This is a genomic window from Ureaplasma parvum serovar 3 str. ATCC 27815 (assembly GCF_000019345.1).
GTDB classification, from domain to species: domain Bacteria; phylum Bacillota_I; class Bacilli_A; order Mycoplasmatales; family Mycoplasmoidaceae; genus Ureaplasma; species Ureaplasma parvum.
Genome location: NC_010503.1, coordinates 317,837 through 338,684, shown reverse-complemented (window position 1 = coordinate 338,684; position 20,848 = coordinate 317,837). Strand labels below are relative to the sequence as shown.

Below are 20,848 nucleotides of genomic sequence, written 5' to 3'. Positions count from 1 at the left end.
TCTCCTATTTTAGTGCATCTTTTAATAAAAAATGATTTAAAAAATCAATATCGTTTTTTATACCTTCATTATAATATTGATATAAAAATATATTAATCATATTTTCATAATATCTTTTTCATTCATTATTGACTAATAAAGATTCATATTCACTATGATTAATATTTAATGATTCATTTTTAACAATCATATCATATAAAATTTTCGAACGAGTAGCAATTTTATTTTCATTTTTTTTATAATCAATAAAATTTTTGGTCATAAAATCAGTTGGCCTGATATAAGTTTTTGTTTGATCATTATAAATAATTGTTCAAGTAAATCCTATATCTAATAAATTTTCTGTAATAACAGATTTAATAGTTTTTTTAGAAATAAAATAATTTTTTTTATTAGCATTGACAAATTGATAATTATGGAAATAAAATGTTTTCGTATAAATAGTTAGATTTTTATCTTTAAAATCATATAAGGTACTAATATCAGCATCATTCACAACTTTAATTATTTTATTCAATGTTTTTTTTTCGTTTTGAATTTCATATCTTAATTTTTGAATAAAACGCAGACGAGAAATATATCCAGCATAAAATTTTGCTTTTTGAATCATTTCATTCGTTAAACTAATTTTTTTATTTTTATTAATAGACTCAATAATTTTGTGTTGATTATCAATATAATCATTAGCTAATTTTGAAATATCATTAGTAATTGAAGAAACATTTGATTTTAAAGGAATCGAATCAGGAATAATAATAGAACAAGAACTTGCTAAAATAGGAATTATTCCTAACCCTAAAAAAGTGCTTATTTTTATTATTATTTTTTTAATATTAATTTGCATGAATTATATTTACTTAAATCATTTTTTATTTTTATTGACTAATATTATTATATTTTAACATTTAACAAAATAAATTAATAGATACAATATCATCAAAATTATTTTTATAAAATAAAAAAATATTAAAGATTGTTTAAAATCTCTAATATTTTTATAATTATTTCATTGTTTTAACTTTTTCACCATAACCGCGTTTTAAAGCTTTGAAAATATAAGTTGCTTTATTTTTCTCTTTAGAATCGTTAAAACGTGAATTTGTTCTTCATTTTCAATATGTAATCATATATAAAAAATCATTTTTATTATAATTCCACTCTTTTGGTGTATTTCAAAGCATTGCACCACGATTCCCCATAATCATTGAGCGTACTCGTTTTTCACTTTCAGATCCCATATCTGCTTTTAGCAATAAATAGACACGTCCTTCACCCGATAATGAATCAGAACCAGTCCATCATAGCCCACCTGAAACATTTCTAAAATATGTTTCATGAACATATCATTGCATCACAATTCCTAAATGAATTAGCGAACGCATATATGGATTATCTTGTTCATATTCTAAATTAGGATGATTTTTAGCGTATTCTGCACGAGCTGATCATAATTTATTAATTAAATGTTGGATAGCATCTAACATATTAATTTCACTAACTTTTGCTGCTTCTCCTATTTTCTTTTTGCCACTAGCAAATAAAACAGCATTTAAACTATCTTCTTTAAGATTTTTTAAACCATAATATAAAGGATTTTTATCTTGTGTTATACTTTCGAAATCTTCAGCTAATGGTGATTTTTCAAATACTAAATTAATTAGATCACCTATGGTTTGGGGTTTAATTTTATTTGGTTCGACAAGTTTTGCAATTTTTAATAAATTAGTTGTTTCAGTTAAACCAAACGTTTTCATAGCTTCATTTACTTTTTTTATACCCTCTTCTTTTGTAAATAAATCAAGTCCATTTTCTTTTATTAAAGTAAATATTTTATCAATGAATAAATTTACAAAATCTAATTGATCAATTTGATTAATTAATTCTTTTACAAATGTTTGAACAATTTTTACATCTTGATCATTAGTATTTTCTAATTTTAAAGTTTTAAAAAGGTATTGAGCCATAAATTGTGTTGAAGAATCAATAACTAAATAACGTTTTATAAAAGGTACAAAATCAACTTTTTGTTGATCAACATTTCGTTTAATTAACATATTTAAAATAATATTAATTGATGGTTGATTATTGTTTGTAATTTCTTTTAAATATTCATCTTTATGATCAACTAAATCATTAACTACTTCATCAATAATCTTGATTAATTTTTCATCACTTATAATAAATTTATATGATTCTTTTAAAAATGATTCACTATATTGTTTATCCACACCACTAAGATTTGAAAGTTTTTGTGCGAAAGTATTACTAATCAACTCACCAATATAATTATTTAATTGTGATGATTTAGATATAGTTACTAAAAGATCTTTAAAAATATGTTTAATTTTTACAATTGTATCTTGTTTTTTTAAGTAAGAAGAATTTAAAATAGTTTTTACATAATCTAATATTGTATATTTTTGAATTACACTTCTATTAGTTTTTTGATTTGTGTTCTTTGTTATAAGATTAATTTTATTACCAAATAAAATAGTATATGCGTTTTGAGGCAAATGAGATAAAATAACTTTTAAGAAATTTAAAATGTCATCATTTTTATCCAAATCAACAATTTGAAGTAATTTTGCAATTTGTTGCGGAGATGTTAAATATGAAATAACATCATTTTGCATAACAGTTACAAAATTAGTGTTTTGATCAACAATTTTTATGGCGTTTGAACTTAAAGTCGTAATTAATTTAACTAAACCATCATTAACATATTCAAGATTGAAAATATTTTTGATAACAAAATTAATAAATGACTTTAGTTTATTGATATCTTCTACTGTTAAATTTTCTAATTTAAAATATGTTTTAATTGTATTAGCAAATGATGTTGAAATTTCATCAATTAATGAAGATGAACCACTGATTATTTTATTAATTGCTTCTTTTAATTTATCAATAATTTGTGTTTGATTCTTATTAATGTAAGTTGTTAATAATTCACCAAAAGTTTTACAATTTTGATATTCATTTTTATGATCAATCAAACTATTGATTGCATAAGTGATCAAATTTTGAACTTGCTCAAACAAGTTTTGATTAGTAAATACTTTTTGTACTAGTGTTTTATAGTTTTGTTTTAAATTAGTTAACCCAGGGAATGTATTAATAATTAAATTACTTAGTTTTTCACCTAATCCATTGCCCAAATTGTACAACAAGCCCTTATTATTATTTTCAACAATTTTTTTTGTTAGTTCATCAATAATTGTTTTTAATTTTTCTTTTGATGTAGAATCCATTTCATGCGCAAATAATGTTTTTACATAAATATAGTACTTATTTATATCTAATTTACTATCATTATCATTTTCATGTTTATTCAATGGATAATTTGAAAGATTACTGTTTTTGACAGCTTGATTAAAGAAATGATTAAAATCAATTTCATCTAAAATTGATTTAATAACTTCAATATAATCATTACTTGTAATCTCGTTGACTTTTAATACATCAATTAGTGAAATAATTTGTTTAGGATCACTAAAATCAAAAATCGTTTTAATAAAATTAATTACACTATCTTGCTGTTCACTCAATAATTTTGTTAAATTTGTTTGATTTGTAATTGAACTAAATAAATTATCGAGTAATTTATTATATAAATCAAATTTTGTCAGATTGTCACCAAGCTTCTTAATAAAAGTGACCACTTTGTCTTTATTTATTTGCTGAATTTGATCATATTTTTTTTGTGGAGAAATTTGTTTAAATATTACACGCGCTAACAATTCATCAATTTTATCGTTTTGAAGTATTTTTTGAATAAAATTATTTAAATTACTTTTTAAATTAGTTTGCTCAAAACTAATAAGTTTAACAATTAATTCTTCAAAAGAATTTGTGTTCGCTAATTCACTAGCATGTAAAATAAAGCTATTTGTTATGGTTTTTAAAATTGTTTTTAAATCATTACTACTAATAATAAATTCAACTACTGGTTTAATTAAACTATTTTTTTGATCTTCGTCAACATTTAAAATTTTTGCTAAATTCGAACTGAAAATCCAATTTGATAATGTATTACTAATTAAAGTTTTAATTTCTTGATTAGCAAATAAAGAATCAATTAATGTTTTAATTGTTTCGTTAATTTTTACAACACTAGTCTTGGCATGGCTTTTATTTAAGGTTTGTGTTTGTAAAACTTTTTTAATAAGTAGATAAATTTTATCAATTTGTTTTTTAATATCTTGTTTTTGTGCTTTATTGTTAATTATTGAATTTGATGTTATGTTTCTAATGATTTCTTCAATTTTATCAATAGGTGCATGATTAATTAAAATCGTAATTAATTGGTTTCATTCATTATTTGTAATTTCATTAGTTTCAAAAATTTCTAATAAGTTACTTAAAGCACTAATATCTGTAACATTTTTGTTAATAAAATCGTTTCATGTTGTGTTTTTAAGTGGTTGATGATTAATTAATGCTTCAATATTTACTTTTAAAAAATCTACTGATTGATCAACAATATTTTGTAAATATAATAAATTAGGAATTTGCTTTAAAATTTTGTCAAAGATATTAATTAAATTTCTTTTATCTTCTTCTGTTAGATTTTTAATTTCAAAATAATTTAAATACGAATTAATAATAGTAGTTGATGTAGCTTTTGTTAAATTTATGTCTTTTGTAATTGCACTTAGGAGTTGTTTTAATTGTTTTTTAATTCATACATCATCTATATTGATAACTTTTTGAATTAAATCTCCAAAATTTTGTGAGTTCTTTAATTGTTGTTGATGATCAATTATTTTTGCAAAGCCTTCAACAATTAAATTTTGGACAACATTTTTAAAATCAATACCATTTAATAAATTGTTAACTAATTGTTGATATTCATTTTTCTGTGGAGTTAATACTTGAATTTTTTTAATTAATAAATCACTTAATTTATGACTAATAAACGATGTCATTTTTTTTCATAAATGGTTATGATGGTCATCATTCATTACATCTTTAACGAATAATTTGACGATTTCTTTTAATTTTGTTTTAGTTAACTCACTAAAATTATGTTCAACTAAAGCTTTTAAATATTCAAAGTAAATATTAATATCGTATTTTTGATCATTGGTAATATTTTGTTTTGTTTGTTGATTATTAAAACCAATATCATTAAAGATAACATTCAAAACATTTACATAATCTTGGGCAGTAATGTCTTTGATACTAAAAATATCAATAACTTTTATTAGTTGTGATGGTTGATTTATATTAAAAATTTCTTTTAAAATACTTCCAATTGATAAAAAATCATCATTTAATAACTTATTTAAAATAGATTTATCGCTTAATTTTGTAAATAAACTATCTAAAAGATCATTATACATACTAAACTTATCTAAATTATTTGCTAACTTAGTAATTAAAATTTTGATTTTATTAATAGCTGAATTATTAATACTATCGTATGTTTTTGTTGTATTAATTTGTGGAATAATATAACGTAATAATAATGTTTGTATTTCATCATCTAATAATAAATTTTTAATAATTTTAGTAATAGCTGGCTTAATTTTCTCTCCACTTTTAATAATAATCTGACTAATAAATTCTGATAAAGTTTTAACATTATCAAAATTATTGTTATTTGATAAAATAGGTTCAATTAAGGCGTTAAAAATTGTTTGTAATTGTTTATCTTTTAAAAGAGAATTAATTACATGTTCAATAAGTTGTGTTTGCTTTTTATCTTGAACATTAATTGATTTCAAAAAAGATCTAATGGGACTTAAATTTGATAATAGATTATTAATAAAATTTTTAATATTATTTGATGTTAAAAGCTTATTAAAAGTAAATTCGATAATGTTTTTTGCTTTAGTTAAGGTATTATTATCAAATGTTTTAGCTTTTTGTGATAATGCTTTAAATAAATCTAAAATGATGTTTTCAATTTTATTTAATTCTGGTTTTGTTTTTGAAATTGAAATATTTCTAACAAATAATAAAGAATTAGTAGGCAAAATTTTAGAGTTTATTAAATTATTTATTGGCAAATAATCAATAAAGAATGTAATTGCGCTTTTTCATTCTTGTTCGCTAATTTCATTATATTTAAATAAGTCTAAAAGAGATGCAAAATCACTTATTTTAGGTATGATAGCTTGGAATAAACTACTTTTAAATTTATTAAAATTCAATGTTTTTGTGTCAGAACTTTTTGTATATTCACTAAAAAAATTAAAAAAATTATCCACTAAATTAGTATAAATTGGCAATTCTGTAATGTGAGCAAAAATTTTATTAATAAATGAAATCGTATTTTGTTCAAGATCACTATCTAGAATACTTATTTTGTTTTCTAGTTTAAATGATTCTATTATTACTTGTCCAATATTAGTGATTAGTGTTTGGTTTTTTAAAATTGTATTTAGTAAATCTTTTAATTGTGTTTTTAGATCGCTAGCTTTATTTTTAAAGAATACGGAGATTAATTCACTAAACGAATTAATGTCTTTATATTTATCTTTATGATCAATCAGTTCATTTAAAATTGTTGATAATAAAGTTTTGGCTTTTTGTAAAAAATCTTGATTATTTAAAATCGATGAAAAAATCTTTGTATATTTATGTTTAATTGTTAATGATTTAGGTAAAACTGCGGTAATTTTATCAACTAAAACATGTGATAATTGTTCTAATTGAATTCTTAAAAAACTACTTGAATCATGAATTTTAACAATATCATCTAATAAATAATTAACAACATTTTTAATTTTTTGTAATTGTTGATCACTAACACCATTATTTAAAGCTTTTTTCAAAATTTGAAAAGCAAAATCATTTGTTTTTTTATCAATTGTTTTCAAATTATTATTAACATCATTATTTTGAATACTTGTAACATTAAAACCAATTTCAACTAAAATAATTTCAATAATATCAGCATAATCACGAGCATCAATTTCATTAATATCTAATAAACTACTAATTTTCAAAACTTTTTCTGGTGTGTCAATGTTAAATGCTTCTAGTAGTGTTTTATTTATTACACTCACATCATTTGATAATAATTGTTGCATTTTTGTTTTGTTAGAAAAAACTGTAAATATTGAATTTTTTAATTGTTGATATAAATCCAATTTACTAATTCCTGTAGCAAATTTTGATATAAATGTTTTCAATTTATTAATTGAAACTACACTAATTGAATCATAAGACTTGTTAGGATTAATTAATTTAACAAAAATACGTAAAATTAAATCTTGAAGATTATCATTTTTTAAAGTTCCTATTAATAATTTATCAAACGCATTTTTTAATTCATTTTGATTATATTTTATTGTTAATGATAAAATTGTTGCTAAATCTGTTGCTTCAGCATATTCATCAGCGTGATCAATTAAGTTAGTTATTAAAACATTAATTAAATTTGATAATAATTTTTCTTTATTTAATAATTCAACAATAGCCTTAGCAAAGTTTAAACGTTGTTGATTTGATAAATTTAAATTTTTAAATAAATCAATTGAACTAAATAATTGTGATAATTGATTATTAAAAAAATTCATAAGATTAGAATTTTCAAAAATGTTTGTAACACTAGTTGTTAGAATAGACTTAATTTTAGCTTTATTAGATTCAATCTTAATTTTATTATTTTTATTATCATTTACTTTTAAAATTGGTGAATTCAAAAGATTTTTTATTAAATCGAAAATTAATTTTTTAGGTTCTAAATTTAATTTAAATTTAAAATAAAATTGATTTAAAGTAGTACTATCTGTTGTTTGGTTATTATTAGACTTTATATTGACAAATAATTTATTAAAATCTAAATTGTCTATAAATATTTTAATAACATCAATAAAATCTTGATCTTTAATTTTATCGTTATCAATTAATTCAATCAGGGTTGATAATTGTGGCAATATGTTTGATAATAATTTGTTAATCCCATCATTTAATATTAATAAAGTGTTTTTAGGATCCACTAAAATTTTATTAATATTGTTTGTTAAAAATTCAAAAGCTTGTTTTCGGATTTCTTTATATAAAGTTAAATTAGGTATTGTTGGCAAAATATTAGTGATAAAATTATTAATCTTTTGTTTTTGATCTACTGTTAATTCTTTAACAAAGAAGTTTTTGACAATTAAATTTGTTGTTAATGTTCCTACTAAATTTGGTATATTTTCATTGTTAATAAGTTTTTTAAATAATATATCAACCTTATCTTGAAGTTCTTTATTTGTAGATTTTAAAATTAATGGTAATAAATCATTAATATTATTTAAATTATCATAATTTTGTGGATGATCAATAAAGTCATTAATAATTGAAAATATTAGATCATATGATTCAGAACTATGAATTAAGTCATGAACAACTTCTTTGATTAGTTTTCAAATATCAGACATATTTGATTTTAGTAAACTATTATTTGCACTAATTACCAGATCGCCTAATTTATTAGCAATAAAATCTTCTATAGAAGTAACAAAATTTTGAGTTTGTGGATTTTTTAATAATTCATCAACACTCATTCTTAAAAGGCTTTTTAATTTTGTTTTTTGGTTGGTTGTTCAATCTTTTTCCTCTAAAACAGCAATTAAATTTTTTAATAAAACATTAAAATCAAAATGACTGGTTTTTAATGGTGTGGTATTAGAAGAAACTAAATTAACAATACCATAATTAAATATATTTTTAATTGTTGAAGAGTTTAAAATTGTTTTAATAAATTCTTTTCATTCGTTTAAATCAACATTATCTGATGTTAATAAATCTAAAACATCGCTAATAAATGATTTTGAAGTAAAATCGATGGATTTTTGAATAAGATTGATAATTGAAGTTTCTGATGAATCAAATATGCCAGCATATGTTTTTGAATCAGTTAATAAATCAATCGTATTTAATTTTAAAGTGTTTATTAATTTTAAATTTGTACCTTTTGATAAAATTTTTTTAATTATTAAAGATGCTTGCGGAGTTTTTATAAAATCAGGAATATTTTGGCCTAAAACTCTTATTAGAATGTTATAAGTTGCATCTAATGTTGTTTGATCTTTAAATAAATCATTAAATAAATTGTCAATTCTAGTTGTTAACAATGCTTTATTAGTCTTAACAATTTTTGCTAAAACATTTGATAAAGGACCCTGCAATAAATATTCATTATCATTATCAAACAAAGCATCTACAAAAACATTAATAATGTTATCTAGTGATTTTGTTTGAGTTAATTTATTTTGGATTATTAGTAAATTTTTTAAGAATTCATTATTATTCTTTAAATTATCAGTTGCAAATTCACCAAAAATTATTTCTAATAATTTATGGGAACTAACCAAATCACTTAATAAAGCTTTTATTAAAGATTTAATTTGAGATTTATTTTCATTGAATAGCTGAGAATGAAACATTCCTTTAATTAATTCATATAAATTCTGATCATTGATAATATTTTTTCTAAAAACATCATATAAAATTTTTTTAGAAATATTTTGTGTCCCAATTATATTATTTTTATCTAAATCTAAATTATCTAAATCATTTTGAATTCCAGAAATAACCATATCAATATATGGTGTTGATGCTAAAGCTGATGCTAATTTATATAAATTATTAGTGTTATCAGCATCTTTTTTTGATAAAAATTGACTGATATATCCATTTTTATCTAATCCTAATGATGTTAAATTTGAAGTAATTAAATTAACAAAACTCCCAAAACGTCGTTTATTTGAAATTAATCAATCTTTAACAATTGTTGAGGTATTTTTAAAATTAGAAAAGGATTTACGTAATTCTTCATCATTTTCAAGAGCAGTTTTCGCTCAAAATGCCGCACCTTTTGAAGAACCTAAAGTTTTTTCTACTAGATCTTGATTTGTGTTATTAGCAAAACCAATTTGTTGTTTAAAACTATCGCTATCTTTATTAAAATATTCACTATCTCATGCATCATAAATAGCATTTGCAATAGAAGCAGTTTTTTGCTGAGCGTAATTTTGTCCCAAAGACATTTTTAGAAAAATATCTTGAGCCATCCGTTTATATCCTAATTCAGTTGGATGAATATCAAAAATTGCTTTTGCAAAATTAAAACTGTTTTCTTTTCAATCATTCTCATCAAAAGCATCGATATAGTTGATATTATTATTTAAATCATATGTTTTTTTAATGGCACTATTTAGAATATTTATAATTTCATCACTTAAACGACGTTTATTTGTTAATTTAAATGAACTATCTATTACATCTTGTAAACGTAATAGTGGTAATGGATAACTTACTAATGTAATAGATACATTAGAATTTAAAGTACGAATAAGAGCGATTAATTTCTTTAGATTTTTTGTAATTTCTAAAGATGCCTTTTGTAAATTATTTTCGAACTCTTTAACTTTTATTTCTAAATCATTACCTTTCAAATTTGTTAAACTAACAAGTTTTGGAATGTCTAAATATCTTAAAAAATCATTAGCACCTAAGGTGATTGTCATTAAATTAGCTTTTTTAATTTGCTCTTTTAAACCATTAAAATCATTAATATTAACTTCATGATTATTTTTTGGTGTTAATTTTGAATCATAACCAAAATTTTTAAAAAACTTTGATAAACGGTTTTTAAAAGGATTATCTTTTTGTTGATCCATTTGTTTAGAAAAATCAAAAAATCTATATTCTTGATTTTTAAAATACTCATCACTTCCAGCACCTAACATATATAATCAGTCTTCGATGCGTGATCCTGTGATTCCTAAATTTTCATAAGAAGCTAAACGATTTGGTTCAACTTTATTTATGTATTGCGCAATAAATGAAGGAAAACTTAATCCACTAATTTTATTAGTTATTGGATCATAGCGACCTGGGGCTTCTCAACCTAATTCTGAATTAAAACCAGCTGTGATTGAATCACCAATCGCTAAATAATTAATTTTTGTTTGGGGTTTAATACTTACCTTACTAAAATCAAGTTTAAGATCTGTATTTTGATCATTAATATTATTTAAATCTTCAACTTTGATATCATCTTTAGTTTCACCAGGTATTTTTCGCGTAACATTATCTAAATTAATATCTTTTTTACCCTCTTCTTGTTTTTGTAAACCAAAATAAGTAGATGGAGCAATAATCGCAAGTGCTGCAATAATTGAAGCAACACTTAATCCTAGAATTTTCTTACTTTTTTTATCCATATTGAACACTTCCTAACGTAATTTGTTTTAAAATGGACATTTATAAAAACAATAATATAGTAAAAATAAGATAGACAAAGATCTAGTAAATAAATTACAAAAAATCTTTAAACATCTTTTTATTTTTAATAATTACCTAATATATTTTAGCAAAAATAATATCATAACTTTTTTTAATATTTTTTATTAAATATCAAAAGCAACTAATGTTTTAATAGATACTTAGATTCCATCTTATACTTTATAATAAATATTACAAAAACTAACTAGTATATAATATTGTTAAATTTAGAGTATAATTTCAATGTTTTACATTAAAATATGGAAAGGCTAAATATGAAATTAAGTGATTATCCGGTCTTAGATATCGATAAAAAATTGTTTAATTGATCAAAAGTTAAGAATAAACTAGTCTTAATTGTTAATGTAGCAAGTAAATGTGGATACGCTAAACAATATGAACAATTAGAATATTTATACAAAAAATATAAGAATAAAGGATTCATCATTGTCGCTTTTCCTTGCCGTCAATTTATGTTTCAAGAATTTGATGACAATAATAAAATAAAGGAATTTTGTTCAACAAAATACAATGTTACTTTTCCAATAATGGATCTAACTAATGTTGTAGGTTCTAATATTTCTCCATTATACAAACAATTAATTACTGAGTATCCATGAAGTCCAAAAGCAAAAGCAGTAAAATGAAATTTTGAGAAATTTTTTGTTAAAAATGATGAAATTATTGGACGTTTTGAATCAAAATGTGAACCAAATGATTTAGAAGAATTTATTAAAAATAATTTATAAAAATAAATGGCAGTAGAAAAAATTAAAATTTCAAAAGTTAAATTAAAAATTGTTTCAGCTTTATTTAATTTGTTGAAAACCAATTCATTTAACAAAATTAAAATTTCACAAATTATTGAGGTTGCAGATGTTTCGCGACCTTCATATTATCGTAATTTTAGTGATAAAATTTCGATTATTAATTATTTTATTAAAAATATTTATAATTGGAAAGTTGTAAGTAAATTAATAAATAATAACCTAAATATCAATTTTGATGAAGTTGGTTTTACTAAATTTTATGAAATTTCATTACAAATTAGTTTAGAATTCAAAGAATATTTTCTAATCTTAGATAAAAATAATTTTAGTGGATTAATTGTTGATTTAACCACTGAAAGTGGTTTTTATGCTATAGGTAATATGTCAAATAATTCAATTGATAAATATTTAATTAATTATTTAACAGGATTTTTTTGTAATATTAGAATGCAATGGTTAAAAAATGGTGCTAAAGAATCAATTCATGATATGGCGGTATTTTTAACTAACGTTTTAAAAGATAATGTTATTAAAAAATTAGAGAAATATCAATCTTGTAATAATATTAATGATTAAAAAATATAAAAACCAGACGCAAAAACGCCTGGTTTTTATCTGAATTCTTTTTTAGATAATGATAAATCAACATGACAATAACTATTAGGATTTTTATCTAAATATTTTTGATGGTATTCTTCAGCAATATTAAAATTGCGTAATCTTTCAACTTCAATCATAATTTTTTTTGGTGTTTGATTTTGTTTTTTTAATAAAAAATCTTTAATAATAAACTCATCATCGTGATCCACATAATAAATACCACTACGGTATTGACTACCAACATCATCGCCTTGCTTATTTAAACTAAAAGGATCAATGATTTGATAAAGATGTTCTAAAATACTTATTAAACTAACAAAACGATCATCATAATCGATTTGAACAGTTTCTGTATGGTTGGTTGTTTGAGTGCAAACTTGTTCATAACTTGGATTAATAACGTTTCCTTGACTATAACCAACAACTGTATGATTAACACCAATAATGCTATCAAAATATTTTTGAATACCTCAAAAACAACCTCCAGCAATTCAAATACTCTTAATCATAAATTTATCTCTCTCTATTGACTTTCTTATTTTACTATAATTATTCTTCAAAAGGAATAATTTTTTTAATTCATTGATCACGTTTATCTAAACCATAATCAATAATTATTTCATTAATATGATTAAAGAATTTTTGCGTTGCTAAAAGAACATTTTTAGGGTCATTAATATCTAAATTATGATATGCAACGGTCATAACATAGTTAATTAAAAATTCTTTTCAATTCTTGAAATATTTAATTGTTTCTAATCCAAAAACTGGTATAAGATTACTAAAATGCTCATTTTCTAAAAAATGTAAATCTAGCCCTGTTCGCAACAATAAAATTACTTCAGAAATATCATAACTATAGGCAAAATTAATAGAGATTTTTGCTCTTAAAAAATTAATGAAAGCAAATTCTAAATCAATATTTTCTAAACCTTCATTCGATATAGTTTTTAAAATATTTTCATGTTGTTTTAAATCATAAATTAAACTTAAACGTGCAATATTTTTTGCATTTTCTAAAGGAATTTGATTATCCATAAACGTAAAAAATTCTTCAATATTATATAAATTAAAATAATTATGCAAAACTTTAATCTTAAAACGATGCGCTACTTCATCATCATTTGTTAAATAAAGCGAAGATGATTTATGATTTAAACCTAAAGTTTTAGACAAAAGACCAGATAAACATAAAGTAAAATCAAAAATTTGTTTGTCGTTTTGATGATAAATATTTTTGTTATTTTTATCAACAATAATATTATTAGTCAATGAAATTAATTTATCATATAAATCATTTCAAACTAACAAATGCTCATGATAATTAGAAATTTTTTGTTTAAAATATGTTATATTTGGGTTAATCTTTATCTTTTTATTAATCATTTTTTATTTTTAAACCTAATTCTTTTAAATCTTCATCATTCATGTTAGATGGTGCGTCTAACATCATATCAACGCCGTTGTTATTCTTAGGAAATGCAACAACATCGCGAATATATTCACTATTCACTAAAATCATCATCAAACGATCTAAACCCAAAGCAATTCCACAATGTGGCGGAACACCATATTCGAATGCAGTTAGTAAAAAACCGAATTTTAAATTAGCCTCTTCATCACTCATATTAATTGATTTAAACATACGGCGTTGAATTTGTTGGTCTATAATCCGAACTGATCCTCCACCTAATTCATAACCATTTAAAACAATATCATAACTACGACCTCTAGCGTCTTTTTTATTTACATCAAAAGTATTTAATGTTTCTAAAGTTGGCATTGTGAAAGGATGGTGTGCAGCAACAAAACGTTGAGCCTCATTATCATATTCATATAATGGTCAATCAATAATTCAAACAAATTTAAAAATATTGGGTTTTTTTAAATTAAGAATAGATGCTAAATTTATACGTACTAAACCTAATGCTTGAGATGCAATATCAAAAGTATCAGCAACTAATAAAATTGATCCAGTTGATAAATTAAAGTCTTTAAAAATCGTTTTATAAATTATATGATCTTCTTGAATTGATAATAACGAACCATCTATAATTTTTTCATCTTTAATACTTATTCAACTTAAACCTTTAGCACCTTTGTCTTTGGCAAACTTTTCAAGAGTTTGTACTTGTTTTTTATTTAAATTAATATTAGGTACTAAAATTGCACGAATACTTTGATTATTTAAAAGTGCTTTTTGAAAAAATAATGTTTTTGAATTTTCAAAATATGTGTTAAGTGTTTTAATTTTCAAATCAAAACGTAAATCTGGTTTATCACTACCATAATCATTTATCGCTTGCTCATAACTCATTCGCATAAAAGGAGTTGTTAAATCAACATTAATGGTTTGTTTAAAAACATATTTTAATAAATTTTCAATTAATGTCTGAATTTCTATTTCATCAGCAAATGATAATTCTATATCAACTTGAGTAAATTCTGGTTGACGATCGCTTCTTAAATCTTCATCACGAAAACATTTTGTAATTTGAAAATATTTTTGAAAACCCGCAACCATTAATAATTGTTTAAAAGTTTGAGGTGATTGTGGTAAAGCATAAAATTTTCTAGTTCTTGTTGGCACATAAAAATCTCGTGCACCTTCTGGCGTTGGTTTTGCTAAAATAGGAGTTTCAGTTTCAATAAAGTCTTGTGAATATAAGTAATTTCTAAAAGCTTGGTAAACTTTACTTCGCAATTCAAAAATTTTTAAATTAACATCACGACGTAAATCTAAATAACGATATCTAAAACGAATTTCCTCATTTGCATCAGTTTCATCTTCAATAATTAATGGTGGTGTTTTTGCTTTTGAATAAATAAGTATTTTTTTGACATGAATTTCAAATCTACCTGTTTTTAAATCATTATTAGGGTTTTTTCTCAACAAAACTAAACCTTCAACATTAATTACATCCTCACGTGAAAGTTGTGTTAATTCATTAAAAACACCATCACTTTTTGTTGCAAAAATTTGTACAATTCCAAATCGATCTTTTAGGTCAACAAAAACTAAATTACCCATTTTACGAACTTTTTTTACTCAACCATTTAAAATAACATTTTTTTCTAAATGTTCTTCACCAATATAACCACAATAAACTTTCATTTTTATTACCTTATTCCTTTAATTTCATCTAAACTTAATAAATCTTGTTTAAAATTAAGTAAATCTTTTAAAATTATTTTTTTATCTGATCATTCTTTTTTAGCTAATATTATAAGCTTTTTTACATTTAAACGTTGTGCTAACTTAAAAATTTTGTCAGCTTTAGTTGAACTTAAGATAATGTCAACATTTAATTGATTATTGATACGTAATATTTGAGTTAGTTTTATAGCTTCATTCTCTAATTCTTTATCAAAAAATGCAATTAAATATTTATCATCATCAGTGTTTAAAATATTTTTATTGGTTTCAGATAAAGCTATTAATAAACGTTCAATTCCTATACCAAAACCAATACCTTCATAATTAGGGCCACCTGTTTGTTTAATTAATTCACCATATCGGCCTCCACCTATAATTGTTGATTGACCTAATAATTTAGGTGAAGTTGAAATAAATTCAAATACTAATCCACTATAATAATCCAAACCTCTTACTAATCCTTCGTTAACATAATATTTAATGTTATAATCATCAAGCATTTTTTTAATTAGATTAAATTCTTCTTTTTCTTCATTTGATAAAAAATGACTAATTTTTGGAGCTTGTTTTACAACTAGTTTTTGAGATTCTAATTTATCATCTAAAATACGCAAAGGATTGGTTGTAATACGTTCTTGACTTAATGGAGTTAATTCAGTACGATGTAAATGAAAATATTCTTGCAAACTTTTAACTCATAATGAACGATTATGAGGAGATGAGATATAATTAATTTCTAAAATATAATTAGATATCATTAATTTTTTTAAAATTGTATCAGCTAAAGCAATTAATTCAAAATCATAATAAATATTTTTTGTTCCCAACACTTCAACACCAAATTGATGAAATTGGCGTTGACGTCCAGCTTGAGGGCGTTCATAACGAAAACAAGGCTCAAAATACATTAATTTTAATGGTAGTGGATGATTTAATAGTAATTTATTCTCAACAACAGCACGAATAACACCTGCTGTTCCTTCAGGTCTTAACGCTAGTCAGCGATCTGATTTATCTTTAAATAAATACATTTCTTTTGAAACTAAATCTGAACTTTCACCAGCTGATTTCATAAAGAGTTCTGCAAATTCAAAAACAGGTGTTTTAATTTGCTGAAAGCCATATCTTTTAGTAGTTGATAATAAAAAATTTTCAAGTAATTTAAAATCATTCATTTCTTTATTATATAAATCTATAGTACCTCGTGGTTTACTGTAATTAATCATATTCTAACTTTCTTTTATTTTTAAACTCATCTTTAATAAATTAATAAAATAAGGATTTGCCTTTGAAGGTTTTGATGTATATTCTGGATTAAAAATTGTTAAAACATAAAAATGATTTTTTGTGTATTCTAAAACATCAATATAATTATTATCCACTGAAATTGCTCCAATTTTTCAATTTTGATTTAAAAAATAATTATTAATATAATGATTGTTAAATTCAAAATGATGACGATGGCGCTCGTTCAATTGATTTTGTTTGAGATAAATTTGGCTTGTTATAGTGTTAGCTTGAATATTAGAACAATACTCTCCAATTCGATAATTTTCAATTTCATTTTTAACGAAAGCGTCTTTTAAAAAACTAAAATCACCATTGCCTAAATTAATAAATTCAATTGGAAGTTTTAGTACATTATTAATGAATTCACCAATACCAATATTAACGCCAGTTCCCACAGCTAAAAATGGAATATTGTTTTTTCTTGCATAAGATGCAGCTAATAAAGCTCCTGGTCAGCCTTTTATTGAACCTGCAATACTTGGAATAACAATACCATTTATTTTTTTTAGTTCTTCATTTATGTTGTTTTCATTTAAATTTTGGGGTTGAATATATTTAATCTTTAAATCAATATTTAATTCAATTGCTGCTAATTCTAAACTCGCTAATACTGATTTATAAGCATCGGGTAATTCAACATATTTTCCAACTAAACCTATAACTAAATTATGTTTTTTAAAGGTTGTAATTTTATCAGTAAAATCTATTCATGAATTAATATTATCATTTTTTAAAGGTAGACTAAAAAAATCTAAAATAGTTTTATGAATCCCTTGCTCAAACAAAACATTTGGTAATAAATAAACTGACTCAACATCATAAGCAGCAAAAATCATATCAATATCTAATCCACAAGATCATGCTAATTTTTTAATCGTTACTTCATCTAATTTTTGATTAGTTCTTAATAACAATAAATCTAAATTAATTCCTAATGAACGTAACGTCTTAACGCTATGTTGAGTTGGTTTTGTTTTTAATTCACCTACTTTTTCAATATAAATAAGCGGTGAACAGTGAATAAACATTACATTATTTACACCATAAATTGTTTTAAATTGACTAATAGCTTCAATAAATGGAAGCGATTCAATATCTCCAATTGTTCCTCCAATTTCAACAATAATAAAATCAGTTTTTAAACTATCTTTAATTTTTTTAATGTAATCAATAACTGCAGATGTGACATGTGGAATAGTTTGAACAGTTTTACCGTCAAAACCATTTTCACGCTCTTTTGTTAAAATTTCATAATAAATTTTTCCTGAAGTTACTGACGCATATTTATTTAAATCAGCATTAATAAAACGTTCATAAGTACCTAAATCTAAATCTGCTTCTTTACCGTCTTTTGTAACAAATACTTCTCCATGTTGTAATGGTGATAAATAAGTGGGATCAATATTTAAATATGGATCAAGCTTTTGCATTGCAACACTATATCCTAATTCAACAAGAATTCGACCAATACTACTAGCACTAACCCCTTTACCTAATGATGAATAAACACCACCAGTTACAAAAATAAATTTTGTTTTTTGTATATGTTTCATTAGATCAATCTCCATTCATTAATAACATTTTTAGCTTGAAGTTCTAAAATAATCTTTTGTAAGTGATCTAAGTTTTTTACATAAATTTTTAAAAAAGTATCATGAGTGCGTGCAGTCTTATTTTTACTAATATCAACTTTTGAAATATTTGCTTTCATGCGTATTAATGTGTTGCATAAAACATTTCCAACAGATTCACTTCAATTGCCTTTTAATGTTAAGTTAACTTTAAAATAACGCGGACGATTCTCAAGTTTTTCTTTTGATCATTCAATTACAATTGTTTTTGAGCGAGAATTTTTAACTTTAGAACAATCATTGCGGTGAATTTCTACTTTATTGCGAACAATTTTAGCAACACAATTAATTCCAGGAATTTTAGAACAACAAGGCGAAATTTCAAAATCTGTAAAATACAAGTTCTCTAGACCACTAAAATATGAAGAATCAGCTAATCATTTTCATGCTTGATTTTTAATTGTATTAATTGCTTCACGTGAAACTTGTTTATTTTCTGAAAATACTTTATATTTTGTTTGTAAATCAATGTCAGTATTAGCAATATTATCTAAAAAAGTATTGATACTATTAACTTGAAATTCTTTTTCTAGTCTTTTAATAGCATGCTCTTCACTCATAATTTTGCCTTCTAAAAAAAATTCAGCATTAGCTAAAAATTGTTCTTTTGTAATTTGTTTATTCAGTTCATATTTTTTTAAATGATTGTTAATATGTAATTTAACAACATCATTATTAGCTAATGTAATCCAGTTTGGTCTAATTGTTTCAATTCCATTTGAATAACTAATTTTAATTGTATCGCCAGTTTCTACATGCGTGTCAAAATGTGAACGCTCACCATTCCGATAAATTGCTAAAATATTGAAAAAATTATTTATATCGTATTTATATGCTACATCTAATAATGTTGAACCATTTGAAACAGTGATTCATTTATTAGAATTAAGAATTAGTACATCAAAAATAGTTCCGGTTGTGACATCTTTAATAGTTTTAATTCCTTTATCTGTGCTCAATAAAAAATCACGCAATAAAACATTATTAACTGTTAATAAAATTTCAGTTTTATTATCTTTTTGTTCTTTATATTTTCAGTGTGCTGCTAAACCATTATTAGCAAATAAATTCATTTTTGTTGTTCTGATTTGAATTTCTACTAAAGTTCCTTCATACGAAATTGTTGTATGAATAGATTGGTATAAATTTCATTTTGGTGTTGAAATATAATCTTTAAAAGTGTTAATAATATACGTAAAATTCATGTGTACTAAACCTAATGTTTGATAACATAAATATACATCATCTAAAATTACACGTATAGCATAGATATCATGAATATCTTTAACTTCATAACCACTAGTTATTTTTTTATATGTTGAGTAAATACCTTTAAGACGCCATTCAAATTCAGCCTTAATATTATTAGCTATTAAAATATTTTTTAAACGAGCTAAAATTTCATTTCATTTTTTTTGATTGTTTTCAACCAATTTATTAATTGAATCGTTTACTAATTGATAATTTTGTGGGTCTAAAATTTTAAAAGACATATCTAATAAATCTGTTTTAACACGATACATCCCTAATCTTCCAGAAATATTTGCGTAAATTTCTAGTGTTTCTGTTGCAATTCTTTTCGCTTTTTCTAAACGTAAGTATTGAATAGTTTGCATATTATGATAACGATCAGCAATTTTAATAATCATAGCACGAATGTCTTGTGTCATTGACATAAACACTTGAATTGAATACTTTTCTTCAAGATTGGTGTGTGAAACTTTATTACGTCGATTTTTTGAATAAAGAGATACTTTTGTTACAAAACAAACAAGTTGCGTCACTTCTTTACCAAAAGTTTTTTCCATAACTTCTTCTGGACAATTTGTGTCTTCTAAAACATCGTGTAACATACCTGCTACTAATGTACTTTCATCCATATCTCATGAAGCTAAAATTCGTACAGTTGCAATTGGATGAATGATATATGGTTCTCCCGACTTTCTTGTTTGATCACCATGATAATAGTTTGCAAAATCAAATGATTTATGGACTAATTCGATGGTTTGGCTTGAATATTTTTTTTGTTTAAGAAAATCATATAAATCATCTAATTTTTTTTTAACTAATTCATTCATAATTACTCCATTATTAAAAATAAGTTATAATCATTTATTATACTTATTTAAATAATAACAAAACACGAGTTATTAAAACTCGTGTTTTCATAT

Annotated in this window: 10 protein-coding genes; 2 read left to right on the top strand and 8 right to left on the bottom strand. The window is 23.0% G+C overall.

All coding sequences use genetic code 4. The features are described 5' to 3' along the window. Positions 1-4: 4 nt before the first annotated feature. Both UPA3_RS01520 and UPA3_RS01515 read right to left on the bottom strand, forming a co-directional pair. A complete protein-coding gene (locus UPA3_RS01520) occupies positions 5-844 on the bottom strand; it encodes a hypothetical protein (protein WP_012317002.1) in 840 nt (279 codons plus the stop codon). Positions 845-1,001: 157 nt separating this feature from the next. After that, positions 1,002-11,168, bottom strand: a complete 10,167-nt coding sequence (locus tag UPA3_RS01515; protein ID WP_012316985.1) for an SGNH/GDSL hydrolase family protein — start codon at positions 11,166-11,168, stop codon at positions 1,002-1,004. 336 nt (positions 11,169-11,504) lie between these two features. Here UPA3_RS01515 and UPA3_RS01510 point away from each other — a divergent pair, with 336 nt between their 5' ends. Together UPA3_RS01510 and UPA3_RS01505 are read left to right on the top strand one after the other, a co-directional pair. Next, positions 11,505-11,978: a glutathione peroxidase gene (locus tag UPA3_RS01510; RefSeq protein WP_038105891.1), complete on the top strand. Its 474-nt coding sequence runs from the start codon at positions 11,505-11,507 to the stop codon at positions 11,976-11,978. Between the two features lie 6 nt (positions 11,979-11,984). Then, the gene (locus UPA3_RS01505; protein ID WP_006688876.1) at positions 11,985-12,575 is read left to right on the top strand and encodes a TetR/AcrR family transcriptional regulator; all 591 of its coding nucleotides are present in this window, start codon (positions 11,985-11,987) and stop codon (positions 12,573-12,575) included. Between the two features lie 35 nt (positions 12,576-12,610). Here UPA3_RS01505 and msrA read toward each other — a convergent pair whose 3' ends face one another. The 6 genes from msrA to UPA3_RS01475 are packed head-to-tail and all read right to left on the bottom strand — an operon-like array spanning position 12,611 to position 20,755. Next, a complete protein-coding gene (msrA, locus tag UPA3_RS01500) occupies positions 12,611-13,108 on the bottom strand; it encodes a peptide-methionine (S)-S-oxide reductase MsrA (protein ID WP_006688929.1) in 498 nt (165 codons plus the stop codon). Positions 13,109-13,148: 40 nt separating this feature from the next. Beyond that, entirely contained in the window at positions 13,149-13,985 is an 837-nt protein-coding gene (locus UPA3_RS01495) for a DUF1266 domain-containing protein (protein ID WP_006688886.1), read from the bottom strand. Then, the gene (gene aspS, locus UPA3_RS01490) at positions 13,978-15,714 is read right to left on the bottom strand and encodes an aspartate--tRNA ligase (RefSeq protein ID WP_006688860.1); all 1,737 of its coding nucleotides are present in this window, start codon (positions 15,712-15,714) and stop codon (positions 13,978-13,980) included. Before aspS ends, UPA3_RS01495 begins: the two co-directional genes overlap by 8 nt. A 5-nt stretch (positions 15,715-15,719) precedes the next feature. Beyond that, positions 15,720-16,982 carry a histidine--tRNA ligase gene (gene hisS / locus UPA3_RS01485; protein WP_006688869.1) on the bottom strand — a complete coding sequence of 421 codons (1,263 nt, stop codon included), beginning with the start codon at positions 16,980-16,982 and terminating at the stop codon, positions 15,720-15,722. Between the two features lie 3 nt (positions 16,983-16,985). Beyond that, positions 16,986-18,599: a CTP synthase gene (locus tag UPA3_RS01480; RefSeq protein ID WP_006688841.1), complete on the bottom strand. Its 1,614-nt coding sequence runs from the start codon at positions 18,597-18,599 to the stop codon at positions 16,986-16,988. After that, positions 18,599-20,755 carry a RelA/SpoT family protein gene (locus UPA3_RS01475; protein ID WP_006688867.1) on the bottom strand — a complete coding sequence of 719 codons (2,157 nt, stop codon included), beginning with the start codon at positions 20,753-20,755 and terminating at the stop codon, positions 18,599-18,601. Before UPA3_RS01475 ends, UPA3_RS01480 begins: the two co-directional genes overlap by 1 nt. Positions 20,756-20,848 lie beyond the last annotated feature (93 nt).